The sequence below is a fragment of the Streptomyces sp. NPDC058632 genome (assembly GCF_042717095.1).
Taxonomy (GTDB): Bacteria; Actinomycetota; Actinomycetes; order Streptomycetales; family Streptomycetaceae; genus Streptomyces.
Map to the genome: position 1 here is coordinate 22,547 of NZ_JBHXQZ010000010.1, position 18,292 is coordinate 40,838.

Sequence of the window (18,292 nt, forward strand, 5' to 3'; positions counted from 1 at the left end):
GAGCACGCGAAGAATGAGCCGTTCCGCACACCCCGCCGGGCCCCGTTACGCCGACGTCCTGCCCGAGGGGCACTATTCCGCACCGCCCGCCGACCTCAACGCCCTCGACCCCAAGGTGTGGGCGCAGACCGTCAGCCGTGACGAGGACGGCGCGCTCACCGTCGGCGGGATCCCCGTCACGCGGCTCGCCGAGGAGTTCGGCACCCCCGCCTACATCCTCGACGAGACCGACTTCCGGGCCCGCGCGCAGGCCTGGCGCACCGCCTTCGGGGACGACGCCGACGTGTTCTACGCCGGCAAGGCGTTCCTCTCCCGGGCCGTCGTGCGGTGGCTCCACGAGGAGGGGCTGAACCTCGACGTCTGCTCCGGCGGGGAACTGGTCACCGCCCTGTCCGCCGGCATGCCCGCCGACCGGATCGCCTTCCACGGCAACAACAAGTCCGTGGCCGAGATCACCCGGGCCGTCGAGGCCGGGGTGGGGCGGATCGTGCTCGACTCCTTCCAGGAGATCGTCCGGGTCGCGCACATCGCGCAGTCGCTCGGCAGGCGGCAGCGGGTGCAGATCCGTATCACCGTCGGCGTCGAGGCGCACACGCACGAGTTCATCGCCACCGCGCACGAGGACCAGAAGTTCGGGGTCCCGCTCGCCGGCGGGCAGGCCGCCGAGGCCGTGCGGCGGGCGCTCCAGCTGGACGGTCTCGAGGTCATCGGGATCCACTCGCACATCGGGTCGCAGATCTTCGACATGTCCGGGTTCGAGGTCGCCGCCCACCGGGTCGTCGGGCTGCTCAAGGAGATCAGGGACGAGCACGGGGTCGAGCTGCCCGAGATCGACCTCGGCGGCGGCCTCGGCATCGCCTACACCAGCGAGGACGACCCCCGCGAGCCGCACGAGATCGCCAAGGCGCTGACCGAGATCGTGACCCGCGAGTGCGAGTCCGCCCGCCTCGCCACCCCCCGCATCTCCGTCGAACCCGGGCGGGCCATCGTCGGACCGACGGCCTTCACCGTGTACGAGGTCGGCACCATCAAGCCGCTCGACGGGCTGCGCACGTACGTCTCCGTCGACGGCGGGATGTCGGACAACATCCGCACCGCGCTGTACGACGCCGAGTACAGCGTCGCCCTCGTCTCCCGCAGCTCCGACGCCGAGCCGATGCTCTGCCGGGTCGTCGGCAAGCACTGCGAGAGTGGTGACATCGTGGTGCGTGACGCCTTCCTGCCGGGGGACCTGGCGCCGGGCGACCTGATCGCCGTACCGGCCACCGGGGCGTACTGCCGGTCGATGGCGAGCAACTACAACCATGTGCTCCGCCCGCCCGTCGTCGCCGTCGCGGACGGTGAGGCGCGGGTGATCGTCCGGCGCGAGACCGAGGAGGACCTCCTCCGCCTCGACGTCGGGTGAGGGAGAACCGGCGGAGGCGGAGAGGGAACCAAGAAGGAGCGGCGGAAGATCTCCGGTTCTTCCTGCTTCCTGATGGAATTGATGTCTCACGATCCGGACAAAGGGAAGAATCCTCCGTCCGGTGAGTGAGACTGGTGCAACCTAGACGGTAATCGGGAAACGAGGTCGGATGATGCGTACGCGTCCGCTGAAGGTGGCGCTGCTGGGCTGTGGAGTGGTCGGCTCAGAGGTGGCGCGCATCATGACGACGCAGGCCGCCGACCTCGCCGCCCGCATCGGGGCCCCGGTGGAGCTCGCCGGGGTCGCCGTGCGGCGCCCGGACAAGGTGCGCGAGGGCATCGCCCCGGAGCTCGTCACCACCGACGCCACCGCCCTGGTCAAACGGGGCGACCTCGACGTCGTCGTCGAGGTCATCGGCGGGATCGAGCCGGCGCGGACGCTGATCACCACCGCGTTCGAGCACGGCGCGTCCGTCGTCTCCGCCAACAAGGCGCTGCTCGCCCAGGACGGTGCCGCGCTGCACGCCGTCGCCGAGGAGCACGGCAAGGACCTCTACTACGAGGCCGCCGTCGCCGGTGCCATCCCGCTGATCCGGCCGCTGCGCGAGTCGCTCGCCGGTGACAAGGTCAACCGGGTGGTCGGCATCGTCAACGGGACGACGAACTTCATCCTCGACGCCATGGACACCACCGGCGCCGGCTACCAGGAGGCGCTCGACGAGGCCACCGCGCTCGGGTACGCCGAGGCCGACCCGACCGCCGACGTCGAGGGCTTCGACGCCGCCGCCAAGGCCGCCATCCTCGCCGGGATCGCCTTCCACACACGCGTGCGCCTCGACGACGTGCACCGTGAGGGCATGACCGAGGTCACCGCCGCCGACTTCGTCTCGGCGCGGGAGATGGGCTGCACCATCAAGCTGCTGGCCATCTGCGAGCGGGCCGCGGACGGTGGATCCGTCACCGCGCGGGTGCATCCGGCGATGATCCCGCTCACCCACCCCCTGGCCTCCGTGCGCGGCGCGTACAACGCCGTGTTCGTGGAGTCGGACGCCTCCGGGCAGCTGATGTTCTACGGACCCGGCGCCGGCGGGGCGCCCACCGCCTCCGCCGTCCTCGGCGACCTCGTCGCCGTCTGCCGCAACCGGCTCGGCGGGACCACCGGACCGGGTGATTCCGCCTACGCGGCGCTGCCCGTCTCCCCGATGGGCGAGGTCGTCACGCGCTACCACATCAGTCTCGACGTGGCCGACAAACCGGGTGTTCTCGCTCAGGTCGCGACCGTGTTCGCCGAGCACGGTGTCTCGATCGACACGGTTCGCCAGCAGGGCAAGGACGGGGAGGCCTCCCTCGTCGTCGTCACCCACCGTGCGTCCGACGCGGCCCTCGGCGGCACCGTCGAGGCGTTGCGCAAGCTCGACACCGTGCGTGGTGTCGCCAGCATCATGCGGGTTGAAGGAGAGTAAGCAGCAATGACCCACCAGTGGCGCGGAATCATCGAGGAGTACCGGGACCGGCTGCCGGTCGCCGACACCACGCCGGTCGTGACGCTCCGTGAGGGCGGCACGCCGCTCGTGCCCGCGCAGGTGCTCTCCGAGCGCACGGGCTGCGAGGTCCACCTCAAGGTCGAGGGCGCGAACCCGACCGGGTCCTTCAAGGACCGGGGCATGACCATGGCCATCTCCAAGGCCAAGGAGGAGGGTGCGCAGGCCGTCATCTGCGCCTCCACCGGCAACACCTCCGCCTCCGCCGCCGCCTACGCGGTGCGCGCCCGGATGGTCTCCGCCGTGCTCGTGCCGCAGGGCAAGATCGCGCTCGGCAAGATGGGCCAGGCCCTGGTGCACGGCGCGAAGATCCTCCAGGTCGACGGCAACTTCGACGACTGCCTCACCCTCGCCCGCGCGCTCAGCGACAACTACCCCGTCGCGCTGGTCAATTCGGTCAATCCGGTGCGTATCGAAGGACAGAAGACGGCCGCCTTCGAGATCGTGGACATGCTGGGCGACGCCCCCGACATCCACGTCCTGCCGGTGGGCAACGCGGGCAACATCACCGCCTACTGGAAGGGCTACCGCGAGTACGCCGACGACGGCATCTCCACCCGCAAGCCCCGGATGTGGGGGTTCCAGGCCTCCGGCAGCGCCCCGATCGTGCGCGGCGAGGTCGTCAAGGACCCGGCGACGATCGCCACCGCCATCCGGATCGGCAACCCCGCCTCGTGGCAGTACGCGCTGGCCGCGCGGGACGAGTCCGGCGGCCTCATCGACGAGGTGACGGACCGTGAGATCCTGCGCGCGTACCGGCTGTTGGCCTCGCAGGAAGGTGTCTTCGTCGAGCCCGCGTCCGCCGCGTCGGTCGCCGGCCTGCTGAAGGCCGCAGAGCGGGGCGAGGTCGACCCGGGACAGCGCATCGTGTGCACCGTCACGGGCAACGGCCTGAAGGACCCGGACTGGGCCGTCGCCGGGGCGCCGCAGCCGGTCACCGTCCCCGTGGACGCCGCGACGGCCGCCGAGCGGCTCGGACTGGCCTGACCGCCGCCACCGGAAGGCCCGGGGCGCCACGCCCCGGGCCTTCCGGTCACCCGCCCCGGACGTTCCGTGCCTGGCGGCGGCAGCGCGCGTCGGCAGGGTGGGCGTAAGAAGGCGCTTGTCCGGGGAAGTCCTCCCTGTGGGGGCACGGAGGGCTTACGACACGCATCGTGCGCCTCCCGTGCGCCCTATGTCGACACAGAACCTTCCTTCGATAGGCTGTACTCAACCCACCCGCCGCGTATGCCGCGGTCCCGCGTCGTCTCCGTGGTCCGGATCATGACCCAGAGGGGCCCGGAGGAGCCCGGAGGGGTTCGGGAAGCGGCCGGCCACCCTGGTCGGCGGCGGTCCCAGGGGTTTTGTACGTCATCGAATGTCATTCGACAGTCCGGCAGTCCTGGACTGCCACCGTCACCGTCACCAGCTCAAGGAGAGTCATCGAGCGATGGCCGGTCCCGCGTTCCGCGCCGCCGCCGTCCGGGTGCGCGTCCCCGCCACCAGCGCCAATCTCGGTCCGGGCTTCGACGCCCTCGGCCTCGCGCTGGGCCTCTACGACGACGTGGTCGTCCGGGTGGCCGACGCCGGGCTGCACATCGACATCGCCGGTGAGGGCGGAGAAACCCTCCCGCGCGACGAGAACCACCTGCTCGTACGCTCCCTGCGCACCGCCTTCGACCTGCTCGGCGGACAGCCGCGCGGCCTGGAGATCGTCTGCGCCAACCGCATTCCGCACGGCCGGGGCCTCGGCTCCTCCTCCGCCGCCATCTGCGCCGGAATCGTCGCCGCCCGCGCCGTGACCATAGGCGCCGAGGCCAGGCTCGACGACACCGCGCTGCTCGAGCTCGCCACCGAGATCGAGGGTCACCCCGACAACGTCGCGGCCTGCCTGCTGGGCGGCTTCACCCTCTCCTGGATGGAGAACGGCGCGGCCCGCGCGATCAGGATGGAGCCCGCCGAGTCCGTCGTGCCGGTGGTGTTCGTACCCGGCAAACCCGTTCTCACCGAGACCGCGCGCGGCCTGCTGCCGCGCACCGTGCCGCATGTCGACGCCGCCGCCAACGCGGGCCGTGCCGCCCTGCTCGTCGAGGCTCTGACCAGGCGTCCCGAACTGCTGCTGCCCGCCACCGAGGACCGTCTGCACCAGGACTACCGCGCCCCCGCCATGCCCGAGAGCGCGGCGCTGGTGGAGCGGCTGCGTGCGGACGGCGTCCCCGCGGTGATCTCCGGCGCCGGCCCCACCGTCATGGCGCTGGCCGACGCGGAAACCGCCGACAAGGTCGAAGCCCTGGCCGGCAACGACTGGGCCGCCAACCGGCTCGGCCTCGATCAGCAGGGAGCGAGCGTGCTTCCGCTCGCCACCTGACACACGGTTGCCGGATGAGGAGAGGGGGAATGTTTGTTGGATCCGGTAGTGTTAACCTCAAGTCTGCACCCGACCCCACCATGGCGAGGTGCCTCGTGTCCCCGCTCGGGACAGACATTCTTCCGGGAGCCCCCCAAGCCCAACTGTGTTCTCTGCTTCGTACGCGGGCAGTACGTCGTACGCGGACACTGAACGGCCCGCCGGGCACGCTTCGGAACCGGTGCGACCACGCCACGTGACACTGGATGCCACGGCTCGGGGAAGCGCCATCACCAGATATCCCTTCCGCCGTCGAGGCGGACCACCGCCCCGGCACGGTTCGCACAGCAAGGACCGAAGCCGGACAGCACAACCGGTCGCCGAGCCAGACAGGCCGACGTCCGCTCCAGGGAAGGACCCTTCGTGAGCGACACCACCGATCTGATGGGCGCACGTGTCGAGGAGACCGCTGCCGCGCCCGCCACGGACGCCTCCGCGCCTGCCGGCGGTGCCGGCTCCCGGCGGCGCCGGGGCACCGGCCTCGAGGGCATGGTGCTGGCCGAGCTTCAGCAGGTCGCATCCGGCCTCGGCATCAGGGGCACCGCGCGTATGCGCAAGAGCCAGCTGATCGAGGTCATCAAGGAAGCGCAGGCGTCGGGCGGCTCCGCCGCGCCGAAGAGCGAGGCCCCGGCCGAGGCGGCGGAGACCAAGCCCAAGCGCCGCGCCACCTCCAGGACCCGTACGGGCGACACCGCCCAGAAGAAGTCCGCTGCCGAGGCTCCCGCCGAACAGGCCGCCGCCCAGCAGCAGATCGACATCCCCGGCCAGCCCTCCCCGAAGGCCTCCGCCCCGGCCGAGCAGGCCCCCGCCGCCGAGGCCCCCGTCGAGCGCCGTCGTCGGGCCACCGCAGCCGCGGGCGCTCCGGCCGCCGCGGCCGAGAAGGCCACCGCCGAGGCGAAGAACGAGGCGAAGGCCGAGGACCAGGCGCAGTCGCAGCAGTCCTCGTCGCAGGGCGACGCCAAGTCCGACAGCGACGGCGGCGACGGCCGCCGCCGTGACCGCCGTGAGCGCGGCCGCGACCGCGGTGAGCGTGGCGACCGCGGTGAGCGCGGCGACCGCGGTGAGCGTGGCGACCGCAACGACCGTGCTGAGCGCGGCGATCGGGGCGACCGCGGTGACCGCCGGGGCAAGGGCGACGACCAGCAGCAGAACCAGGGCGGCCAGGGCCGTCAGCAGAACCAGCAGCAGGGCGGCGGCCGTCAGGACGACGGTTACGACGACGACGGCGGCGGTCGTCGCGGCCGTCGCGGCCGCTACCGCGACCGCCGTGGCCGCCGTGGCCGCGACGAGATGACCTCCGAGCCGCAGATCACCGAGGACGACGTCCTGATCCCGGTCGCGGGCATCCTCGACATCCTCGACAACTACGCGTTCATCCGGACCTCCGGCTACCTGCCCGGCCCGAACGACGTGTACGTCTCCCTCGCCCAGGTCCGCAAGAACGGCCTGCGCAAGGGCGACCACCTCACCGGCGCGGTGCGCCAGCCGAAGGAGGGCGAGCGGCGCGAGAAGTTCAACGCGCTGGTCCGCCTCGACTCCGTCAACGGCATGGCGCCCGAACACGGCCGCGGCCGCCCGGAGTTCAACAAGCTCACCCCGCTCTACCCGCAGGACCGCCTCCGCCTGGAGACCGACCCCGGTGTCCTCACCACGCGGATCATCGACCTCGTGTCGCCGATCGGCAAGGGCCAGCGCGGTCTGATCGTGGCCCCGCCGAAGACCGGCAAGACCATGATCATGCAGGCGGTCGCCAACGCGATCACGCACAACAACCCCGAGTGCCACCTGATGGTCGTCCTCGTCGACGAGCGTCCGGAAGAGGTCACCGACATGCAGCGGTCGGTGAAGGGCGAGGTCATCTCCTCGACCTTCGACCGCCCGGCCGAGGACCACACCACGGTCGCCGAGCTCGCCATCGAGCGCGCCAAGCGTCTGGTGGAGCTGGGCCACGACGTCGTCGTGCTGCTCGACTCGATCACGCGTCTGGGCCGTGCGTACAACCTCGCCGCCCCGGCCTCCGGCCGCATCCTGTCCGGTGGTGTCGACTCGACGGCGCTGTACCCGCCGAAGCGCTTCTTCGGCGCGGCCCGCAACATCGAGGACGGCGGCTCGCTGACCATCCTCGCCACCGCCCTGGTGGACACCGGGTCCCGCATGGACGAGGTGATCTTCGAGGAGTTCAAGGGCACCGGCAACATGGAGCTCAAGCTCGACCGCAAGCTCGCCGACAAGCGCATCTTCCCCGCGGTGGACGTCGACGCGTCCGGCACCCGCAAGGAGGAGATCCTGCTCGGCAGCGACGAGCTGGCCGTCACCTGGAAGCTCCGCCGGGTGCTGCACGCGCTCGACTCGCAGCAGGCGATCGAGCTGCTTCTCGACAAGATGAAGCAGACGAAGTCGAACGGCGAGTTCCTGCTGCAGATCCAGAAGACGACACCGACGCCCGGCAACGGCGACTGACGTCCGCCGTTCGTCCCACCCGTCTCACCACAAGGGCCGCTTCCCGGACATCCGGGGCGCGGCCCTTGTGGTGTCGGACACGGCCGCGGACGTGGTTCCGGGGCCGGTTCCGGCGTGCCCAAAGGGGTACCCGGGCGGACGGGAGCTGCCTATGTCTGCCGAGAACACGCACCGGACCGACGGCCCGCGGGCCGGGGACCGCGGCCGCAGGCGGCGGCGGGGCATGAAGATCGTGGCGTGGACCGCGGCCGCCCTCGTCCTCCTCGGCGGCGCAGGCCTCGGATACGTGTACGTCACGCTCGACGGCAACCTCAGGAGCGTCGACATCGACCGGATGCTCGGCGCCGACCGGCCCCAGAGGGCCGACGACGGCTCCGAGAACATCCTCGTCCTCGGCTCCGACACCCGCTCCGGCGGCAACGGGAAGCTCGGCGGCGGCACCGACGACGGCACGGCCCGCTCCGACACCGCGATGATCGTGCACGTCCACGAGGGACGCGACGAGGCCTCCGCGGTGTCCGTCCCGCGGGACACCCTCGTCGACCGCCCCGAGTGCGCCGGCACCGAGGGCGGCCCGCACCCCGCCGCGGACGACGTGATGTTCAACTCCGCGTACACCACCGGCGGGGCCGCCTGCGCCGTCAGGACCGTCGAGTCGATGACCGGCCTGCGCATGGACCACTACCTGGAGGTCGACTTCAGCGGCTTCCGGGAGCTCGTCGACGAGCTGGGCGGCGTCGAGGTCACCACCACCGAGGACATCGACGACCCCGACAGCCACCTGCGGCTCGCGGCCGGCACCCACCGGCTCGACGGCGCACAGGCCCTCGGCCTGGTCCGCACCCGGCACGGCGTGGGCGACGGCTCCGACCTCGGCCGCATCCAGCTCCAGCAGGCCTTCGTCAGGGCCCTGGTCCAGCAGGTGAACGACGTCGGCCTCCTCTCCGACCCCAAAAAGCTCTACGGCATCGCCGACACCGCCACCAGGGCCCTCACCACCGACTCGGGCCTGGGCTCGGTGAACTCCCTGATGTCCTTCGCCGACGGCCTGCGGGACATCGGCCCCGACGGCCTGCACATGGTGACCATGCCGGTGCGGTACGACCCCGCCGACCCCAACCGCCTGGTGACCGAGCCGGAGAAGGTGCGGCTGGTCTGGGACGCCCTGAGGAACGACGAGCCGATCCCCGGGGCGGCCACGGCAGGCACGGACACCGGTGGGGCCGAGGACGTCGCCGGCGCTCCGTGAGCACCGTCGAAGGGCGTCGGAGGGCGGCCGGAGGGCTCCCGGAGCCGGCGCCACCGCCCCGGGAACAAAAGGCGGCGGCCCCCGGTTTTGGGGGATGGCACCAGTCCTGGCAGACTGGTACGTCGGCTCCGGTTCACGCTCCCGCATCCCGCGGCTGCGACCCGGCGCCCTCCCGAACCTAGGAGTCACCTTGAAGCGCGACATTCACCCCGCGTACGTCGAGACGCAGGTCAGCTGCACCTGCGGCGCGTCGTTCACCACCCGCAGCACCATCGAGTCCGGCACCGTCCGGGCCGAGGTCTGCTCCGAATGCCACCCGTTCTACACGGGTAAGCAGAAGATCCTCGACACCGGTGGCCGTGTGGCCCGCTTCGAGGCCCGCTTCGGCAAGGCCGCCGGCTCCCAGAAGTAGCGAGCCCCCTTTCGCCGGTCCACGGCCGTGACCCCTCTCCCCGCGCAGGTGGGAGGGGGCGCGTGCCGGGACCGGCGTTTTTGGTCGCCCGCCTTCCCCTTTCCCCCGCAGGTTTCCCCCGCAGGAGCAGGAGCCCAAGATGTTCGAGGCCGTCGAGGAACTCGTCGCCGAGCACGCCCACCTGGAGACGAAGCTCGCCGACCCGTCGGTCCACGCCGACCAGGCCAACGCGCGCAAGTTGAACAAGCGCTACGCCGAACTCACCCCGATCGTCACCACGTACCGCACCTGGAGGCAGACCGGTGACGACATCGGGACCGCGCGTGAACTGGCCGCGGACGACCCGGACTTCGCCGTCGAGCTGAAGGACCTGGAGAAGCAGCGCGAGAAGCTCACCGAGAAGCTCCGCCTGCTGCTGGTCCCGCGCGACCCCAGCGACGACAAGGACGTCATCCTCGAGGTCAAGGCGGGCGCGGGCGGCGACGAGTCCGCGCTGTTCGCCGGTGACCTGCTGCGCATGTACCTGCGGTACGCCGAGCGCGTGGGCTGGAAGACCGAGATCATCGACGCCACGGAGTCCGAGCTGGGCGGCTACAAGGACGTCCAGGTCTCCGTGAGGACCAAGGGCGGCCAGGGCGCCACCGAGCCCGGCCAGGGCGTGTGGGCCCGGCTGAAGTACGAGGGCGGCGTGCACCGCGTGCAGCGGGTGCCGGCCACCGAGTCGCAGGGCCGTATCCACACCTCCGCGGCGGGTGTCCTGGTGACGCCCGAGGCGGAGGAGGTCGAGGTCGAGATCAATCCGAACGACCTGCGGATCGACGTCTACCGCTCCTCGGGACCCGGCGGGCAGTCCGTCAACACCACCGACTCCGCCGTGCGCATCACGCACCTGCCGACCGGAGTCGTCGCCTCCTGCCAGAACGAGAAGAGCCAGCTGCAGAACAAGGAGCAGGCGATGCGTATCCTGCGCTCCAGGCTGCTCGCGGCGGCGCAGGAAGAGGCGGAGAAGGAGGCCGCGGACGCCCGGCGCAGCCAGGTCCGCACCGTCGACCGCTCCGAGAAGATCCGCACCTACAACTTCCCGGAGAACCGCATCTCGGACCACCGCGTCGGGTTCAAGGCGTACAACCTGGACCAGGTCCTGGACGGCGATCTGGACGCCATGATCCAGGCCTGTGTCGACGCGGACTCGGCCGCCAAGCTCGCCGCGGCATGAGGCCGACCCACCGGGCCTGAGCATCGGGTCCGATACACCGGGCACGGGCACGGGCCCGGGACCCGCGCGAGGGGCCCGGGCACCGGGCCGCCGCACCGGCCGTACAAGAACTTCCGGAGGATGAGCGTGCAGCAACATAGTGGGGGGCGACCCCCAAGCCCCCGCAGCGTGCTGCTCGCGGAGGTGGCCCAGGCCACCCAGCGGCTCGCCGACGCCGGCGTGCCCTCGCCGCGCACCGACGCGGAGGAGCTCGCCGCGTTCGTGCACGGCGTCAAGCGCGGCGCACTGCACACCGTCAAGGACGCCGACTTCGACGCCCGCTACTGGGAGGTCGTCGCCCGCCGCGAGGCGCGCGAACCGCTCCAGCACATCACCGGGCACGCCTACTTCCGCTACCTCGAACTCCAGGTGGGGCCCGGGGTGTTCGTGCCGCGTCCGGAGACCGAGTCGGTCGTCGGCTGGGCCATAGACGCGGTACGGGCCATGGACGTCGTCGAGCCGTGCATCGTCGACCTGTGCACCGGCTCGGGCGCCATCGCGCTCGCCCTCGCCCAGGAGGTGCCGCGCTCCCGCGTGTACGCCGTGGAGCTGTCCGAGGACGCCCTCGTGTGGACCCGCAAGAACATGGAGGGCTCGCGCGTCGAACTGCGCCAGGGAGACGCCCTGACGGCCTTCCCGGACCTCGACGGCCAGGTCGACCTCGTCGTCTCCAACCCGCCGTACATCCCGCTCACCGAATGGGAGTACGTCGCCCCCGAGGCGCGTGACCACGACCCCGACCTGGCGCTGTTCTCCGGCGAGGACGGCCTCCAGCTCATCCGGGGCCTGGAGCGCACCGCGCACCGCCTGCTGCGCCCCGGCGGCGTGGTCGTCGTCGAGCACGCCGACACCCAGGGCGGCCAGGTGCCGTGGATCTTCGCCGAGGACCGCGGCTGGACCGACGCCGCCGACCACCCCGACCTGAACAACCGGCCCCGGTTCGCCACCGCTCGCAAGGCGCTGCCGTGAGAGTCCGGCAGACTTCAACCACCCCCAGCCGCATGTGTACGAGGAGGCCCGCAGATGGCTCGGCGATACGACACCAACGACGCGACCGACCGCGCGACCGGTCTGCGTGAAGCCGCGTCCGCCGTCCGTCGTGGCGAGCTCGTGGTGCTGCCGACGGACACCGTCTACGGCATCGGTGCCGACGCGTTCACCGGCGAGGCCGTCGCCGACCTCCTGGAGGCCAAGGGGCGCGGCCGCAACATGCCCACGCCCGTCCTCATCGGCTCCCCGAACACCCTGCACGGCCTGGTCACGGACTTCTCCGAGCTGGCCTGGGAACTGGTCGACGCGTTCTGGCCGGGCGCGCTGACCCTGGTCGCCCGGCACCAGCCGTCCCTCCAGTGGGACCTCGGTGACACCCGCGGCACGGTCGCCGTACGCATGCCGCTGCACCCGGTCGCCATCGAGCTGCTCACCGAGGTCGGCCCGATGGCCGTCTCCTCGGCCAACCTGACGGGGCACCCCGCGCCGGAGAACTGCGACGCGGCCCAGGAGATGCTCGGCGACTCCGTCTCCGTCTACCTCGACGGCGGGCCCACCCCGGGCATCGTCCCCTCGTCGATCGTCGACGTCACGCGCCCCGTGCCCGTGCTGCTGCGCGAAGGCGCCCTCTCGCCGGAGGAGCTGCGCAAAGTGGTACCCGACCTCGAGGTGGCGAATTGACGGCCCCCGAGTCGGGGCGTGGCATAGGCAACGGGGAACGCAGCGCGGAGGAGACGACCACCTTCGGGTTTCCGCGCGACACCTTCCGCATCCTCCACGTCAGCACCGGAAACGTCTGCCGCTCGCCCATCACCGAGCGGCTGACCCGGCATTTCGTGAGCCAGCGGCTGGGCATCCTGGGCGGCGGGCTGATCGTGGAGAGCGCGGGCACCTGGGGCCACGAGGGCGCGCCGATGGAGTCCCACGCGGAGACCGTGCTGGCCGACTTCGGCGCGGACGCCTCCGGCTTCACCGGCCGTGAACTGCTGGACGATCACGTGATCCGCGCCGACCTGGTGCTGACCGCGACCCGCGACCACCGCGCCCAGGTCATCTCCATGGGCCACTCGGCGGGCCTGCGCACCTTCACGCTGAAGGAGTTCACCCGTCTGGTGAACGCGATCGACCCGGCGACCCTGCCCACACTGGACGAGGGCCTGGTCATGCGCGCCCGTGCCCTGGTCCGCGCCGCCGCCGCGCTGCGCGGCTGGCTGCTGGCCCCGACCGCCGAGGCGGACGAGGTCTACGACCCCTACGGCGGGCCCCTGCCGTTCTTCCGCTCCATCGGCGACGAGATACACCAGGCCCTGGACCCGGTCGTCACGGCCCTGACCGGTGTCCCGATCCGGTCCTGACCGGTGTCCCGATCCGGTCCCGGCCGGTGTCCCGATCCGGTCCCGACCTGGTCCCGGCCGGTGTCCCGATCCGGTCCCGACCTGGTCCCGGCCGGTGTCCCGACCTGGTCCCGGCCGGTGTCCCGACCTGGTCCCGGCCGGTGTCCCGACCTGGTCCCGGCCGGTGTCCCGATCCGGTCCTGACCGGCCCCCTCCCGAGGGTGTGGCGGTCGGGCGGTCCGGGGGTGGCAGGCCTACATTGGTCGTACGTCAGCGTCGACGTCCGGGAGCGCACCATGACGGTCACCCACGTCCTCGAGGGCGAGTCCGGGGTCCTGCGCCGGCAGGACCCCGAACTCGCCGGGATCCTGCTCGGTGAGCGCGAGCGGCAGGCGACCACCCTGCAGCTGATCGCCGCCGAGAACTTCACCTCGCCCGCCGTGCTGGCCGCCCTCGGCTCACCGCTCGCCAACAAGTACGCCGAGGGGTACCCGGGCGCCCGGCACCACGGCGGCTGCGAGATCGTCGACGTCGCCGAACGCCTCGCCGTCGAGCGGGCCAAGGCGCTCTTCGGCGCCGACCACGCCAACGTCCAGGCCCACTCCGGATCGTCGGCCGTGCTGGCCGCCTATGCCGCCCTGCTGCGTCCCGGGGACAGTGTCCTCGCCCTCGGCCTGGCCCACGGCGGCCACCTCACCCACGGCTCGCCGGTGAACTTCTCCGGCCGCTGGTTCGACTTCGTCGGCTACGGCGTGGACGCGGAGACCGGCCTCATCGACCACGACCAGGTCCGCGCCCTGGCCCGTACCCACCGGCCCAAGGCGATCGTCTGCGGCTCCATCGCCTACCCCCGCCACGTCGACCACGCCTTCTTCCGCGAGGTCGCCGACGAGGCGGGCGCCTATCTGATCGCCGACGCCGCGCACCCCATCGGGCTCGTCGCCGGGGGAGCGGCGCCCAGTCCGGTCCCGTACGCGGACATCGTCTGCGCGACCACGCACAAGGTGCTGCGCGGGCCGCGCGGCGGCATGATCCTCTGCGGCGCGGAGCTGGCCGAACGGGTCGACCGCGCGGTCTTCCCCTTCACCCAGGGCGGGGCCCAGATGCACACCATCGCCGCCAAGGCGGTCGCGTTCGGGGAGGCGGCGACCCCGGCCTTCGCCGTGTACGCCCACCAGGTCGTCGCCAACGCGCGGGCCCTCGCCGAAGCCCTGGCCGACGAGGGACTCCTCGTCACCACCGGTGGCACGGACACCCACCTGATCACCGCCGACCCGGCCCCGCTCGGTGTCGACGGACGCGAGGCCCGCGGCCGGCTCGCGGCGGCCGGAATCGTCCTGGACTGCTGCGCCCTGCCGCACGCCGACGACCGCGGGCTGCGCCTGGGCACCGCGGCGGTGACCACGCAGGGCATGGGGGACCGGGAGATGGCGCTGATCGCCGGGCTGCTGGCGAGCGTCCTGCGTGGCGGCACCGAGCCGGCGCGGGCCCGCGCCGACGTACACGAACTGACCGCTGCCTTTCCGCCCTATCCAGGCTGAGACGTGTCACCCGGCCGGGCACGCGCACCCGTACGGGCGCCGACACGGGGCAGGTACACCCGGGTGCCAGGCCATGCGCACCGCTGTGCACAGACACACGTGCAACCATCGTCGCTACCCGGAAGTCCTCACCCGTATGCGTGCCTCGCTAGGGTGTGAGGCTGTGATGGCCAGCGAGACCTGTGGGGAAGCCCGTGCGTGAATACCTCCTGACGCTCTGCATCACGGCCGCGGTGACGTATCTGCTGACAGGGCCGGTGCGGAAGTTCGCGATCGTGGCGGGAGCGATGCCGGAGATCCGGGCACGCGACGTGCACCGGGAACCCACCCCCCGGCTCGGCGGGATCGCCATGTTCTTCGGACTGTGCGCGGGACTGCTGGTCGCCGACCATCTCACCAACCTCAGCCAGCTCTTCGAGGAGTCCAACGAACCGCGGGCACTGCTCTCCGGAGCGGCGCTGATCTGGCTGATCGGTGTGCTGGACGACAAGTTCGAGATCGACGCCCTGATCAAGCTGGGCGGGCAGATGATCGCCGCCGGTGTGATGGTCATGCAGGGTCTGACGATCCTGTGGCTGCCCGTCCCCGGCGTCGGCTCGGTCGCGCTCACCCAGTGGCAGGGCACCCTGCTCACCGTCGCCCTGGTCGTCATCACCATCAACGCGGTCAACTTCGTCGACGGCCTGGACGGTCTCGCGGCCGGCATGGTGTGCATCGCGGGGGCGGCGTTCTTCCTGTACGCGTACCGCATCTGGTACTCGTACGGCATCGAGGCGGCCGCCCCGGCGACGCTGTTCTCGGCCATCCTGATGGGCATGTGCCTGGGCTTCCTGCCGCACAACATGCATCCCGCGCGGATCTTCATGGGCGACTCCGGCTCCATGCTGATCGGTCTGGTCCTCGCCGCCGGTGCGATCTCCATCACAGGCCAGGTCGACCCCGACGCCCTGAACCTGTACGCGGGCGGGGAGAAGGAGGCCGTGCACCAGACGGTGCCGGTCTACATCCCGCTGCTGCTGCCGCTGACGATCATCGCGGTGCCGGCCGCCGACCTCATCCTGGCCATCGTGCGCCGCACCTGGCGCGGCCAGTCGCCGTTCGCGGCGGACCGGGGCCACCTGCACCACCGCCTGCTGGAGATCGGCCACTCGCACAGCAGGGCGGTGCTGATCATGTACTTCTGGTCGGCGCTGATCGCCTTCGGCGCGCTCGCCTACTCGGTCAACTCGGCGTCCATGTGGATCGTGCTCAGTGTGGTCATCCTGAGCGCCCTCGGTCTGCTGCTGCTCCTGCTGCCCCGGTTCACCCCGCGCGCGCCCATGTGGGCCCAGCGCATCGTCCCGCCGCGCTACCGCCGTCGCCGGTCCCGGGCGGCCGCGCCCGCCCCGGCGGGGGAGGGGACCCAGGGAGCTCCGGCAGGCACGGAGTCGGACGAGGACGACCAGGCCGCCGCAGCCGGCCACCGTGCCCCGGTGACCGCCGGGGTCTCCGGGGGCAACGGCGCGACCGCCCTGGGCCACCACGCGCACCCGGGCGACCGGGGGAAGGCCGCGAGCTCCCGCTGAGGCGGCATGGCACACATCACGGTCAAGGTAAGAATCCGACTAGAGCATTGCCAAGTCGTGGGGCGGCGATGGGGCACTCTTGGGGGGATGAAGTGCCCTAATACCAGGCAAGCCGACCCCTCGCACCCTCAGGCGCGCAGGCTCACCCGCATGCGTGACCTCCCGTACGGCCATTAGGTAAAGACTGCATCAAATAGTTTGTGATACCGTTCACGAGTCTCGTCGGGGAGAGCTGGAGAACCGCAGTACGACGGTTCACCGGCGGAGGGAAATCGCACTCCGTCCGCGGGACTACGCTCGTCCCCGACGACATCCTTTGCCCCCTGCTCAAAGCGGAGTTCCGCCATGCCGTCCAACGACGTCCGGATCCTGATTCAGGCTGCCGCACCCACCGCTGCCGTCGGTGCCGTCGCGGTCGCGGTCGGTGGTGCCGTCGAAGGCGGCCACGGAGCGATCGGAGCGGTCATCGGTGCGGTGCTCGTGATCCTGCTCATGGGCACGGGGCTGTACGTCCTCCAGTGGATCGCCAGGTCGATCCCGCACCTGTTCCAGGCCATGGGCATGATGATGTACCTGACGCAGATCCTGCTGATCTTCGTCTTCATCGCGCTCTTCAAGGACACGACGCTCTTCCACCCCCAGGCCTTCGCGCTCTCCCTGCTCGTCTCCACCCTCACCTGGGTCGCGGCGCAGGCGCGCGCCACCATGAAGGCCAAGATCTATTACGTGGACCCGGAACCGACGGCGGCCGGCAACACGGCTGAGGCGAAGGAAGCTTCGGGGCGCCGACCGTGAGGCGTAGGGCCGGGATAAGGGCGCATGACAGACCCTGCTATCGTCCGGTGCCAACTGCGGCATCGCGGGCGCGGGCATCCACGCTGACGCCTGACACATCGCGAGGCGAGATGCCCCACAGCCGCCCTCACATCCGTAACACCAGTCCCGTGCCGATCCGCGGCTCCGTGCCGCGCCGACACCACGAGGTTGCCGAATCAATGCGCCACGCTGAAGGAGCCCGCGGTGAGTGCTGACCCGACACAGGTGCTCGCCTTCGAGACCGACTGCCACATCTTCGACGGCTGTGGCTTCCCGTCTCCCGGGCTGCACTCGTTCCTGTACGAGCCCATGTGGGGCGATGGCGACAGCAACCTGTACTTCAACAAGCCCATGCTGCTGGCGCTGCTCGGCTCGATCATCATCGTCGGCTTCTTCTGGGCGGCGTTCCGCCGGCCCCAGGTCGTCCCCGGCAAGCTCCAGATGGTCGCCGAGGCCGGCTACGACTTCGTCCGCCGCAACGTCGTCTACGAGACGATGGGCAAGCGCGAGGGCGAGAAGTACGTACCGCTCGTCGTCTCACTGTTCTTCTTCGTCTGGATGATGAACCTCTGGTCGATCATCCCGCTCGCGCAGTTCCCGGTGACGTCGATCATCGCGTACCCGCTGGCGATGGCGCTGATCGTCTACGCCGTGTGGGTCTCGCTGACCTTCAAGCGGCACGGCTTCGTCGGTGCCCTGAAGAACTTCACCGGCTACGACAAGTCGCTCGGTGCGGCACTGCCGGTCGTCATGCTGATCGAGGCCTTCTCCAACCTGCTCGTGCGGCCCTTCACCCACGCCGTGCGGCTCTTCGCGAACATGTTCGCGGGTCACATCCTGCTGGTGCTGTTCACCATCGCCAGCTGGTACCTGCTGAACGGCATCGGGATCGCCTACGCCAGCGTCTCGTTCGTGATGGTCCTTGTGATGACCGGCTTCGAGCTGTTCATCCAGGCCCTGCAGGCGTACGTCTTCGTCCTGCTGACCTGTACCTACATCCAGGGCGCGCTCGCCGAGCAGCACTGAGCGTCCCGCACCACCCCCTTCGTCCGGTGGCCCACCCCCACCGGCCCGTGAAGAAAAGGAAGAACCGGAATGTCCTACACCCTGGCCGCTGTCACCGGCTCGATCGCTTCCATCGGCTACGGCATCGCCGCGTTCGGCCCCGGCATCGGCGTCGGCATCATCTTCGGCAAGGGCACCGAGGCCCTCGCCCGTCAGCCCGAGGCCGCCGGTCTCATCCGCTCCAACCAGATCCTCGGCTTCGCCTTCTGTGAGGCGCTCGCCCTCATCGGTCTGGTCATGCCGTTCGTCTACGGCCGGTAATCACCTGATCCAC

16 protein-coding genes are annotated in these 18,292 nt (G+C 70.9%); all 16 read left to right on the forward strand.

What is annotated here, in order from left to right; all coding sequences use genetic code 11:
• Positions 1 to 13: 13 nt before the first annotated feature.
• The 16 genes from lysA (at position 14) to atpE (ending at position 18,279) form a co-directional block, all read left to right on the forward strand.
• Positions 14 to 1,405 carry a diaminopimelate decarboxylase gene (lysA, locus tag ACFWVE_RS06275; protein ID WP_384008757.1) on the forward strand — a complete coding sequence of 464 codons (1,392 nt, stop codon included), beginning with the start codon at positions 14 to 16 and terminating at the stop codon, positions 1,403 to 1,405.
• A gap of 169 nt (positions 1,406 to 1,574) precedes the next feature.
• Positions 1,575 to 2,867, forward strand: a complete 1,293-nt coding sequence (locus ACFWVE_RS06280; RefSeq protein WP_384008759.1) for a homoserine dehydrogenase — start codon at positions 1,575 to 1,577, stop codon at positions 2,865 to 2,867.
• 6 nt (positions 2,868 to 2,873) lie between these two features.
• Positions 2,874 to 3,932: a threonine synthase gene (gene thrC, locus ACFWVE_RS06285; protein ID WP_384008761.1), complete on the forward strand. Its 1,059-nt coding sequence runs from the start codon at positions 2,874 to 2,876 to the stop codon at positions 3,930 to 3,932.
• Positions 3,933 to 4,374: 442 nt separating this feature from the next.
• On the forward strand, positions 4,375 to 5,292 hold the full coding sequence (gene thrB / locus ACFWVE_RS06290) for a homoserine kinase (RefSeq protein WP_384008763.1): 918 nt from the start codon (positions 4,375 to 4,377) through the stop codon (positions 5,290 to 5,292).
• A gap of 402 nt (positions 5,293 to 5,694) precedes the next feature.
• A complete protein-coding gene (gene rho, locus ACFWVE_RS06295; protein WP_384008765.1) occupies positions 5,695 to 7,791 on the forward strand; it encodes a transcription termination factor Rho in 2,097 nt (698 codons plus the stop codon).
• 151 nt (positions 7,792 to 7,942) lie between these two features.
• Positions 7,943 to 9,040: an LCP family protein gene (locus tag ACFWVE_RS06300; protein ID WP_384008767.1), complete on the forward strand. Its 1,098-nt coding sequence runs from the start codon at positions 7,943 to 7,945 to the stop codon at positions 9,038 to 9,040.
• 190 nt (positions 9,041 to 9,230) lie between these two features.
• Positions 9,231 to 9,452: a 50S ribosomal protein L31 gene (rpmE, locus tag ACFWVE_RS06305; protein ID WP_384008769.1), complete on the forward strand. Its 222-nt coding sequence runs from the start codon at positions 9,231 to 9,233 to the stop codon at positions 9,450 to 9,452.
• Positions 9,453 to 9,591: 139 nt separating this feature from the next.
• Positions 9,592 to 10,668, forward strand: a complete 1,077-nt coding sequence (gene prfA, locus ACFWVE_RS06310; RefSeq protein ID WP_384008770.1) for a peptide chain release factor 1 — start codon at positions 9,592 to 9,594, stop codon at positions 10,666 to 10,668.
• 120 nt (positions 10,669 to 10,788) lie between these two features.
• Positions 10,789 to 11,676, forward strand: coding sequence for a peptide chain release factor N(5)-glutamine methyltransferase (gene prmC / locus ACFWVE_RS06315; protein ID WP_384008772.1), 888 nt, complete (start codon positions 10,789 to 10,791; stop codon positions 11,674 to 11,676).
• Between the two features lie 54 nt (positions 11,677 to 11,730).
• Entirely contained in the window at positions 11,731 to 12,378 is a 648-nt protein-coding gene (locus tag ACFWVE_RS06320; protein ID WP_384008774.1) for an L-threonylcarbamoyladenylate synthase, read from the forward strand.
• Positions 12,375 to 13,052 (forward strand): protein-tyrosine-phosphatase, encoded by a 678-nt coding sequence (locus tag ACFWVE_RS06325; RefSeq protein WP_384008777.1) that lies wholly within the window; start codon positions 12,375 to 12,377, stop codon positions 13,050 to 13,052. Before ACFWVE_RS06320 ends, ACFWVE_RS06325 begins: the two co-directional genes overlap by 4 nt.
• 275 nt (positions 13,053 to 13,327) lie before the next feature.
• A complete protein-coding gene (gene glyA, locus ACFWVE_RS06330) occupies positions 13,328 to 14,572 on the forward strand; it encodes a serine hydroxymethyltransferase (RefSeq protein ID WP_384008778.1) in 1,245 nt (414 codons plus the stop codon).
• Positions 14,573 to 14,766: 194 nt separating this feature from the next.
• On the forward strand, positions 14,767 to 16,137 hold the full coding sequence (locus ACFWVE_RS06335) for an MraY family glycosyltransferase (RefSeq protein WP_384008780.1): 1,371 nt from the start codon (positions 14,767 to 14,769) through the stop codon (positions 16,135 to 16,137).
• Between the two features lie 345 nt (positions 16,138 to 16,482).
• Positions 16,483 to 16,932: a hypothetical protein gene (locus ACFWVE_RS06340; protein WP_384008782.1), complete on the forward strand. Its 450-nt coding sequence runs from the start codon at positions 16,483 to 16,485 to the stop codon at positions 16,930 to 16,932.
• A 225-nt stretch (positions 16,933 to 17,157) separates the two neighbouring features.
• Positions 17,158 to 17,979, forward strand: coding sequence for a F0F1 ATP synthase subunit A (gene atpB, locus ACFWVE_RS06345; protein ID WP_384008784.1), 822 nt, complete (start codon positions 17,158 to 17,160; stop codon positions 17,977 to 17,979).
• A gap of 69 nt (positions 17,980 to 18,048) precedes the next feature.
• Entirely contained in the window at positions 18,049 to 18,279 is a 231-nt protein-coding gene (atpE, locus tag ACFWVE_RS06350; protein ID WP_266074469.1) for an ATP synthase F0 subunit C, read from the forward strand.
• Positions 18,280 to 18,292: the final 13 nt, after the last annotated feature.

Coding starts and splice junctions, on each gene's coding strand:
- lysA (WP_384008757.1), top strand. CDS start 14: ATGAGCCGTTCCGCACACCCCGCCGGGCCCCGTTACGCCGACGTCCTG.
- glyA (WP_384008778.1), top strand. CDS start 13,328: ATGACGGTCACCCACGTCCTCGAGGGCGAGTCCGGGGTCCTGCGCCGG.
- thrC (WP_384008761.1), top strand. CDS start 2,874: ATGACCCACCAGTGGCGCGGAATCATCGAGGAGTACCGGGACCGGCTG.
- ACFWVE_RS06300 (WP_384008767.1), top strand. CDS start 7,943: ATGTCTGCCGAGAACACGCACCGGACCGACGGCCCGCGGGCCGGGGAC.
- ACFWVE_RS06340 (WP_384008782.1), top strand. CDS start 16,483: ATGCCGTCCAACGACGTCCGGATCCTGATTCAGGCTGCCGCACCCACC.
- ACFWVE_RS06320 (WP_384008774.1), top strand. CDS start 11,731: ATGGCTCGGCGATACGACACCAACGACGCGACCGACCGCGCGACCGGT.
- ACFWVE_RS06280 (WP_384008759.1), top strand. CDS start 1,575: ATGATGCGTACGCGTCCGCTGAAGGTGGCGCTGCTGGGCTGTGGAGTG.
- prmC (WP_384008772.1), top strand. CDS start 10,789: ATGAGCGTGCAGCAACATAGTGGGGGGCGACCCCCAAGCCCCCGCAGC.
- thrB (WP_384008763.1), top strand. CDS start 4,375: ATGGCCGGTCCCGCGTTCCGCGCCGCCGCCGTCCGGGTGCGCGTCCCC.
- atpE (WP_266074469.1), top strand. CDS start 18,049: ATGTCCTACACCCTGGCCGCTGTCACCGGCTCGATCGCTTCCATCGGC.
- prfA (WP_384008770.1), top strand. CDS start 9,592: ATGTTCGAGGCCGTCGAGGAACTCGTCGCCGAGCACGCCCACCTGGAG.